1 protein-coding gene is annotated in these 10,576 nt (G+C 59.5%); it reads right to left on the bottom strand.

The window, feature by feature from the left end:
* Nucleotides 1–38: 38 nt before the first annotated feature.
* Nucleotides 39–10,376, bottom strand: a complete 10,338-nt coding sequence (locus tag ACWHXT_RS11450; RefSeq protein WP_447955935.1) for an Ig-like domain-containing protein — start codon at nucleotides 10,374–10,376, stop codon at nucleotides 39–41.
* Nucleotides 10,377–10,576 lie beyond the last annotated feature (200 nt).

Genomic DNA, 10,576 nt, shown 5'->3' on the forward strand with positions numbered 1-10,576 from the left:
GGCCTTTCGTTTTGCAAGGCTGGTATAACGCCTTCGCCTTAGTGATCGATCTTTAGCTGGTGATCCTGCAGCATACTCTGGATAAAGTCCGAAGAGTTCTCGCCTTGCGGCATCGTGACATCCTTGAGTACCACGCGCTGGTCGGCGTTACTGTTATCCGCAGACAAACCACCTTCCGACTTGATATGCAGAACCGTATCGCTTCCCTGCTGCTCCGCGCGAATGTACTGATCGATACTCTCGTTGTTCTCGCCTTTCAGCAAGTCGGAGAGGTCCAGACGATCCGCTTGGGCATCCTTACCAAATACCCCTTGAGTAAAGTCCTCGACCACATCGGTGGCCGCGTTATGGCTACTGCCCTGGTCACCGAATTCCCACTTGAAGGTATCGGCACCGAGGCCACCAACGAGAATATCGTCACCCGGGCCGCCTATCAGCGTGTCATTACCCGTTCCACCGATCAGCGTGTCGTCTCCATCACCGCCTACTAACGTATCGTTACCGGCACCGCCGTAGAGAAGGTCGTTGGCTTCGGTACCGCGCAGCACGTTGTTGCCCGTGTCACCAAGCTGGTAATGCTTGGTGTCGACCGAGATATTGCCGTCTGCATCGATAGCGGTCGCTTTCAACTCACCATTGGAGCCTTTGATCTCCTTAAATGCCGTGGTCCACTCGCCGTTGCCGTCCGCTTTTACTGTATCGACCGCCTTGCCGTTAGCGTCGGTAATTTTCACCTCCGCGTCGGGTGCAGCTGAGCCGAAGATCTTCATCTCTCGGATACCAACGGTACTGCCATCCTTGTCATTCACTGCATACGACAAATCGTAGTGCCCTGTCTGCACGCCTTTGCTATCAATTAATAGCGTCTGAGCAGCACCGTCGACCTTACCGCTAAAGACAACGATGTCTTTATCCACATCTTGCAGGTTGGACTCATCGGAGCGCGTCACTGTCCCCTGCATAGTCTTTTCGACCGTCTTATGGAACTTGACCACTCCCAACAAATTGAACACAGGAACAGATTCGGTCCAACTCAGCTTATAAACGTCACCCACCTGGAAGTAACTAGCCTCATTACTGCCCTTTTGAGAGTAAATTGACAGCTTACTTGTATTATTGACGTTGAGCTGACTGCCTGCGACATCCTGATTTTTATAGCTCGTATCGACCGCTTTATTCCAGGTACCGAAAGCCTTGTGATCCAGTCCGCCCCACACTTTAGAAAGTACATCGACACCGGCGGCTTGGCCCATCTCGATGCCCTCGATACTGACCTCGGGCGGCATTACTGGCATTTCAACGTCGATAGCGGTGACAACCGCTTCTTCGCTGGGGACCCCCTTGTCGCTAAACGAGGTTGCGCGCACATCGAAGGTGTCCACACCCACATCCGGCCTTACGGTCAAGCTGCCCAACTGACTTGGCTCTACGCGATAAACGCCGTTTTCGCTGGCCAGTACGTTACCGTTGTAAAGTAGCTGCCCACCGTCAACTTCGACTTCGTAGTAGTCGATTTCACCCTCCGCGATGCTGCCGGAAAGGTCGACCTTGTAAATCGTCGTTTCGACGTTCAGCTCGGCCTTGATATTGCTGACATCCACGACTTCATTGGCTTCGGTCGAACGCACCTCGAACTCGACGACCGCCTGACCGTTTTTATCCAGCGTTACGGTTAGCGACTGATTTTCAGGCTTGAAGCGGGTCCAGTTGCTGTTATTGGGATCGTACCAGGACGTTTCATACTGCTCCTGGCCATTGACGAGCACCTTGAACGTATCGCGAGTGCCGCCTCTCAGCCCCCAGCCGGTACGACCATCTTCCCAGCCGCCTTTCGCCATTTGCGTCCAGCTTAACGTGAAGGTTTCACCCGCATGTGCCTTGCCGAAATCGAAGTGGGCCTTTTCGGTATCTGCCGGCGGACGTGGATCATTGATCCAGCCGTCGCCTGAGCCGCCCACGCCCAGATCAGCAAAGCCATCCTTCGTAACTGTCTCGAGGCCATGAACCGTTTCGACGCCCAACATGACGTCCGGGACCGGGTCCGTCAGTTGTTCGATCTCGACGTTGACGTACGCCTGACTACTGGGAATACCGTGTTCGCTGACCGAAATGGCGCGCACGTCGAACGTTTCCGCTCCCGGGCTGGGTCTAACGGTCAAGTGATCCAGCTGATCGGGCTCGACACGGTAACTACCGTTTTCAATGACCAGCACGTTACCGTTGTAAAGCAACTGCCCACCGTCAACTTCGACTTCGTAGTAGTCGATTTCACCCTCCGCGATGCTGCCGGAAAGGTCGACCTTGTAAATCGTCGTTTCGACGTTCAGCTCGGCCTTGATATTGCTGACATCCACGACTTCATTGGCTTCGGTCGAGCGCACCTCGAACTCGACGACCGCCTGACCGTTTTTATCCAGCGTTACGGTCAGCGACTGATTTTCAGGCTTGAAACGGGTCCAGTTGCTGTTATTGGGATCGTACCAGGACGTTTCGTACTGCTCCTGGCCATTGACGAGCACCTTGAACGTATCGCGAGTGCCGCCTCTCAGACCCCAGCCGGTACGACCATCTTCCCAGCCGCCTTTCGCCATTTGCGTCCAGCTTAACGTGAAGGTTTCACCCGCATGCGCCTTGCCGAAATCGAAGTGGGCCTTTTCGGTATCTGCCGGCGGACGTGGATCATTGATCCAGCCGTCGCCTGAGCCGCCCACGCCCAGATCAGCAAAGCCATCCTTCGTGACTGTCTCGAGGCCATGAACCGTTTCGACCGCCAGGCTCACTTCCGGCACGATGATGTTGTCAGAGGTCACATCGACATATTCAGTTGCCAGGCCATACGCTGGCGTCACGCCTTCAAGCGCCACCGGGTTACCATCAGCATCGCGGTAAACCTCGGTAGAACTCGCCACGGCGACGATCTCGAAAGGCTCGCTACCCGCAGGCACTTTCAGCGATAGCTGAATATCATTCAGGCCGGACAAATGCTCGGGGTTCGTAATCGTCCATACGCCATCTTGCTCGACCAGCCCAATGCCCATCGGCGCGTCTTTAAGCTCGACGCTTGCACCTTCCGGGATACCTTTCAGCGTAATACCCGAAAGCACTTCGCTGCCGTCGGTATCGGTCAACTGGGCAGAAACTTTGACCAATAGCTCCTGAAGAGGCTTCTCGCCCTCTACGGATTCCATCGGCGGTTCAGGATTACACTTATCTTGAGCTTCCCAGGTACCATCGCCATAGATGAACCCTTCGACCTGATTGCCTGCCTCAATGATGGAGTGACCATTATGGCTGACATGGACGTTCTCGAGGGTATTGATTTGACCATTGCGGTTGTTGGTTCCAACCGAGACGGCATACCCGCTAGCAGGGCCAGACATGAAGATGTAGTCCGCCAACGCGTCGGGCTCGCCGCTACGTACCCCTGTTACGTTATGGAGTAATTTGCTGTCCGGACGAACTACGAAGATGTCGCAGTAATCCGCGTCACCAGCCGGGTTTCCATGCTGGTCATAATAAGCGACCACCCCAGTACCGGTACTCTCGGGAGCGATATCTCCTTCCGAGAGCCATACACGCACATTATCGCCGATCTTGACGATTTGACCGTCCCGAACATCGAAGCCGCCGCGCTGACTGCTACCACCGTTCACCTGCAGTGTCTTACCAGCACCTGACCCCGGGACGATATCGCCAGCGGTAACCTCTAGTTCGACGTTCGGTTTATCCGCGACAGGGGTAATGTCGATCGTGAACGTGGACTCTTTACCATCCTTAAGCTCACCTGCGGGTTTGAAGCTGAATTTCGCGTAGTCAGCCTGCATGTTACCCACACCATCGCCACCATAACCATCGAAGCCCGACTCGTTGGCCTCGGGTTTGAAGCGCAACTCATCTGCGTCGATCTGTGCTTTGGAGAAGCGCTCGCCCTCTTCGACATCACGCCATCCATCACCCTCTTTCGCTTGCAGCCAGCCACTTGTTGGCAGCTGAGTGACAACAATACCCGGATCGGATTCGACCCACCCCTTGTCGGTGATATTGAAATCTTCCCATTTGAGCAGGAAGTCATCGTGACCGGCACTGGAGCTATCTTCATCACCCAGGGCGTAACCGCCTTCAGATGAAGGCGCTATATCGACGTTATAGTCGCGGCCGGTCTCGGCGCTGTAGTCGTTGCCTGCACTGTCGGTGCCGGTGACTTCCGCATAAACGGTGTCGTTCTCGGCCAGCACGCTGCCGGGCACGTCGATCGCGTAGGTCTGATCTTCACCGACGATGCCGGTGTAGCTGTTGTCGCCCACGGTCAGTGTGACGGTGTCGCCCGCCTGGGCGTCGCCGCGCACGGTGCCGGTGACCTTGACGTCGCCCTTCGCTTCCTCGCCGTTGATCACGTCATCGCCGGTGATCTTGTCGATGGTGATCTTGGCGCTGGCGTCGAGGTTGACGCTATAGTCACGGCCGGTCTCGGCGCTGTAGGGATTACCTGCGCTATCGGTGCCGGTGACTTCCGCATAAATGGTGTCGTTCTCGGCCAAAACTGATCCCGGGACGTCGATCGCGTAGGTCTGATCTTCACCGACGATGCCGGTGTAGCTGTTGTCACCCACGGTCAGCGTCACGGTGTCGCCCGCCTGGGCGTCGCCGCGCACGGTGCCGGTGACCTTGACGTCGCCCTTCGCTTCCTCGCCGTTGATCACGTCATCGCCGGTGATCTTGTCGATGGTGATCTTGGCGCTGGCATCGAGGTTGACGCTGTAGTCGCGGCCGGTCTCGGCGCTGTAGTCGTTGCCTGCACTGTCGGTGCCGGTGACTTCCGCGTAAACGGTATCGTTCTCGGCGAGAACCGATCCCGGGACGTCGATGGCGTAGGTCTGATCTTCACCGACGATGCCGGTGTAGGTGTTGTCACCCACGGTCAGTGTGACGGTGTCACCCGCCTGGGCGTCGCCGCGCACGGTGCCGGTGACCTTGACGTCGCCCTTCGCTTCCTCGCCGTTGATCACGTCGTCGCCGGCGATCTTGTCGATGGTGATCTTGGCGCTGGCGTCGAGGTTGACGCTGTAGTCGCGGCCGGCCTCGGCGCTGTAGTCGTTGCCTGCACTGTCCGTGCCGGTGACTTCCGCATAAACGGTGTCGTTCTCGGCCAACACGCTGCCGGGCACGTCGATGGCGTAGGTCAGGTTGCCATCGGCGTCGGCGGTGACCTCACCTTCGTAGGTGTTGTCGCCCACGGTCAGCGTCACGGTGTCACCCGCCTGGGCGTCGCCGCCCACGGTGCCGGTGACCTTGACGTCGCCCTTCGCTTCCTCGCCGTTGATCACGTCATCGCCGGTAATCTGGTCGATGGTGATCTTGGCGCTGGCGTCGAGGTTGACGCTGTAGTCGCGGCCGGTCTCGGCGCTGTAGTCGTTGCCTGCACTGTCGGTGCCGGTGACTTCCGCGGTGACAGTGTCGTTCTCGGCCAAAACTGATCCCGGGACGTCGATGGCGTAGGTCAGGTTGCCATCAGCGTCGGCGGTGACCTCACCTTCGTAGGTGTTGTCGCCCACGGTCAGCGTGACGGTGTCGCCCGCCTGGGCGTCGCCGCCCACGGTGCCGGTGACGCGTACGTCGCCCTTCGCTTCCTCGCCGTTGATCACGTCATCGCCGGTGATCTTGTCGATGGTGATCTTGGCGCTGGCATCGAGATTGACGCTGTAGTCGCGATCCGTCTCGGCGCTGTAGTCGTTGCCTGCACTATCGGTGCCGGTAACTTCCGCGGTGACGGTGTCGTTCTCGGCCAGCACGCTGCCGGGCACGTCGATGGCGTAGGTCAGGTTGCCATCGGCGTCGGCGGTGACCTCACCTTCATAGGTGTTGTCACCCACGGTCAGCGTCACGGTGTCGCCCGCCTGGGCGTCGCCGCCTACGGTGCCGGTGACGCGCACGTCGCCCTTCGCTTCCTCGCCGTTGATTACGTCATCGCCGGTGATCTTGTCGATGGTGATCTTGGCTTTTGGCTCATGAGGACCATCAGAATCTGAGTCCGCATCGGCGTCGGAATCAGCATCCGCGTCGGCATCCGCGTCGGCATCGGCATCGGCATCGGCATCGGCATCGGCATCGGCATCGGAATCGGAATCGGCGTCTGCATCTGAGTCAGCATCCGCATCTGCGTCGGAATCAGCATCCGCGTCTGAATCGGCATCCGCGTCGGCATCTGCATCAGAATCCGCATCGGCATCTGCATCTGCATCCGCATCCGCATCTGAATCAGCGTCCGCGTCCGCATCTGCATCTGAATCGGCATCAGCATCCGCATCGGCATCTGAGTCCGCATCAGAATCGGAATCCGCGTCGGCATCGGCATCGGCATCGGCATCGGCATCGGCATCTGCATCCGCGTCGGCATCCGCATCCGCATCCGCATCAGAGTCAGCATCCGCATCTGCATCTGCATCTGCATCAGAATCAGCGTCAGCGTCAGCGTCCGCATCTGAATCGGCATCTGCGTCTGAATCTGCATCCGCGTCAGCGTCCGAGTCGGCATCGGCGTCAGCATCTGAATCAGCGTCCGCATCGGCATCTGAGTCCGCATCGGCGTCCGCATCAGAATCGGAGTCCGCGTCGGCATCAGCATCCGCGTCTGAGTCTGCATCCGCATCCGCATCCGCGTCTGAATCAGCATCAGCATCAGCGTCTGAATCTGCATCCGCGTCAGCATCGGCGTCTGAATCAGCGTCCGCATCTGAATCGGCATCTGCATCTGCATCTGCATCTGCATCTGCATCAGAATCAGCGTCGGCGTCCGCATCGGCATCTGCGTCCGAATCAGCATCAGCGTCTGAATCCGCATCTGCATCTGCATCCGAATCAGCGTCGGCGTCGGCGTCGGCGTCGGCGTCGGCGTCAGAATCAGCGTCGGAATCGGCATCCGCATCTGAATCAGCATCCGCATCAGCGTCTGCATCCGAATCAGCATCTGCGTCGGAATCGGCATCCGCGTCTGAATCAGCATCCGCATCCGCGTCGGCATCAGAATCAGCGTCGGCGTCGGCGTCCGCATCGGCGTCTGAATCGGCGTCTGAATCGGCATCTGCATCCGAATCAGCATCAGCGTCTGAATCAGCGTCCGCATCGGCATCGGCATCCGCGTCTGCATCAGAATCGGCGTCCGCGTCGGCATCTGCATCGGCGTCGGCATCCGCATCCGCGTCTGAGTCAGCATCTGCATCCGCGTCTGAGTCGGAATCGGCGTCTGCGTCGGAGTCGGAGTCGGAGTCGGAGTCGGAGTCGGAGTCGGAATCAGCATCCGCATCAGAATCGGAGTCCGCGTCGGAATCAGCATCCGCATCGGCGTCTGAGTCAGCATCTGCATCTGAATCGGCATCCGCATCCGCGTCGGCATCCGCATCAGCGTCTGCATCCGCGTCGGCATCAGAATCAGCGTCCGCATCGGCGTCGGAATCGGCATCCGCATCTGAATCGGCGTCCGCATCTGCATCCGAATCAGCATCGGAATCTGCATCTGCATCAGCGTCGGAATCAGCATCTGCATCGGAATCAGCGTCCGCGTCCGCATCCGCGTCGGCATCCGCGTCGGCATCCGCGTCTGAGTCAGCATCAGCATCGGAATCCGAATCAGCATCGGAATCAGCGTCCGCATCAGAATCGGAGTCCGCGTCGGCATCTGCATCAGCGTCCGCATCGGCGTCGGAATCTGCATCCGCGTCGGCATCCGCATCCGCATCAGAGTCTGAGTCAGCATCCGCATCGGAATCAGCATCTGCATCTGCATCTGCATCAGCGTCCGCATCGGCATCCGCATCTGCGTCGGAATCAGCATCGGCGTCAGAATCGGCATCCGCATCCGCGTCTGCATCAGAATCGGCGTCCGCGTCGGCATCAGCATCCGCGTCAGAATCTGCATCTGCATCCGCGTCAGAATCCGCATCTGCATCAGCGTCCGCATCGGCGTCGGAATCTGCATCCGCGTCGGCATCAGCGTCGGCATCTGCATCTGCATCGGCATCAGAATCAGCGTCGGCGTCTGAATCGGCATCTGCGTCCGAATCAGCATCAGCGTCTGAATCAGCGTCCGCATCGGCATCAGCGTCTGCATCAGAATCGGCGTCCGCGTCGGAATCCGCATCAGCATCTGCGTCGGAATCGGCATCCGCGTCTGAATCAGCATCCGCATCCGCGTCGGCATCAGAATCAGCGTCGGCGTCTGAATCGGCATCTGCGTCCGAATCAGCATCAGCGTCTGAATCAGCGTCCGCATCGGCATCAGCGTCTGCATCAGAATCGGCGTCCGCGTCGGAATCCGCATCAGCATCTGCGTCGGAATCGGCATCCGCGTCTGAATCAGCATCCGCATCCGCGTCGGCATCAGAATCAGCGTCGGCGTCTGAATCGGCATCTGCGTCCGAATCAGCATCAGCGTCTGAATCAGCGTCCGCATCGGCATCAGCGTCTGCATCAGAATCGGCGTCCGCGTCGGAATCCGCATCAGCGTCCGCGTCTGAATCGGCATCCGCGTCGGCATCAGAATCAGCGTCGGCGTCCGCATCGGCGTCTGCGTCCGCATCTGCATCCGAATCAGCATCAGCGTCTGCATCAGAATCGGCGTCCGCGTCGGAATCCGCATCAGCGTCCGCATCTGCATCAGAATCCGCATCGGCGTCGGCATCTGCATCCGAATCAGCGTCGGCGTCGGCGTCAGAATCTGCGTCGGCGTCGGCATCAGCGTCTGCATCAGAATCGGCGTCCGCGTCGGCATCTGCATCTGCATCTGCATCCGCGTCGGCATCAGAATCAGCGTCCGCATCAGCATCTGCGTCGGAATCCGCATCCGCGTCTGAGTCGGAATCGGCGTCTGCGTCTGCGTCGGAATCAGCATCCGCGTCTGAATCAGCGTCCGCGTCCGCATCAGCGTCGGAATCAGCATCTGCATCGGAATCAGCGTCCGCGTCAGCATCGGAATCTGCATCCGCGTCGGCGTCAGAATCAGCATCCGCATCGGCATCGGCATCGGCATCGGAATCAGCGTCGGCGTCCGCGTCTGAGTCAGCATCCGAGTCGGCGTCTGCATCCGCGTCCGCATCTGAATCGGCGTCGGAATCTGCATCAGCGTCGGCATCCGCATCAGAGTCTGAGTCAGCATCGGCGTCGGCGTCGGCGTCGGCGTCAGAATCAGCGTCCGCATCGGAATCTGCATCCGCGTCAGAATCAGCGTCGGAGTCTGCATCTGCATCTGCATCTGCATCTGCATCAGAGTCTGCATCCGCGTCCGCATCACCATCTTCCGGGTCCGTGGGATCAGTCGGATCGGTCGGATCAGTCGGGTCCGTCGGATCGGTCGGGTCCGTCGGATCGGTCGGGTCCGTAGGATCGGTCGGGTCCGTCGGATCGGTCGGGTCCGTCGGATCGGTCGGATCCGTGGGATCAGTCGGGTCCGTCGGGTCCGTGGGATCGGTCGGGTCCGTCGGATCGGTTGGGTCCGTGGGATCGGTCGGGTCCGTAGGATCAGTCGGGTCCGTAGGATCGGTCGGGTCCGTAGGATCGGTCGGGTCCGTAGGATCGGTCGGGTCCGTTGGATCAGTGGGATCAGTCGGATCCGTGGGATCGGTCGGATCCGTGGGATCGGTCGGGTCCGTGGGATCGGTCGGGTCCGTAGGATCGGTCGGGTCCGTAGGATCGGTCGGGTCCGTGGGATCAGTCGGGTCCGTCGGATCAGTCGGGTCCGTTGGATCGGTCGGATCGGTCGGATCAGTCGGGTCCGTCGGATCAGTCGGGTCCGTTGGATCGGTCGGATCGGTCGGATCAGTCGGGTCCGTAGGATCGGTCGGATCGGTCGGATCCGTGGGATCAGTCGGGTCGATAGGCGGAGTGAGGCCGTCATCGGCATCATCCAGCTCGCTGCCAGAGAACTCGAAGAATGCCGGGGAGGCGCCCGCGGCGGGGCCTGCAGTGGAGAAACTTAACGGGCTAACGTCTTCGGAGATGCGCGCGACGCGCACGAAGCTGTGGCCTTCGCCGCCGCCACCCGCGGCGCCGCCTGCGGCGGTGGGGTCTAAAATATCGAGAAGGTCGGTATCCTCATCTTCGAGCGCCGCGAGCAGGGCTTCGATATCGTCATCGAGAACGCTGGCCTCGTCGCTGGTCACGATCGCATCGCTTTCAAGCTCGGGCGTAATGACTACTTCCTGGCCACCTTCTACCACATTGGCACCGGTGCCATCGGCAAAATCCAGCTCTACTCGGCCACCGTCCGAGGTCATGAGCGTTTCACCCTCGTTAAGGGTGTCGCCAATGCGAACCTCGCGGATATTGCCCGCTGCGTCCACGACCCAGGCGTCGCCCGTGATGGAAATGACCGTTGCTGTTGCCATGAAGTAGTTCCCCGATAAACGTTAGTGGCCGCAGGCTCGTGGGTGGCACGAAGGGAGATGCGGCTTATAGCGCCATACTAGGGAAACAGAGGGGATAAACCTATTGTACCGATGGACAGGTAGTGCATTTATTTTAGCGCCCGCGGCGTGGGGGCGCCGTGTTAAAACGGCGTAGCCGCGGGGGGAATCGGGCCGAAACG

It is taken from the genome of Vreelandella halophytica, from assembly GCF_968193635.1.

Coding starts and splice junctions, on each gene's coding strand:
- ACWHXT_RS11450 (WP_447955935.1), bottom strand. CDS start 10,376: ATGGCAACAGCAACGGTCATTTCCATCACGGGCGACGCCTGGGTCGTG.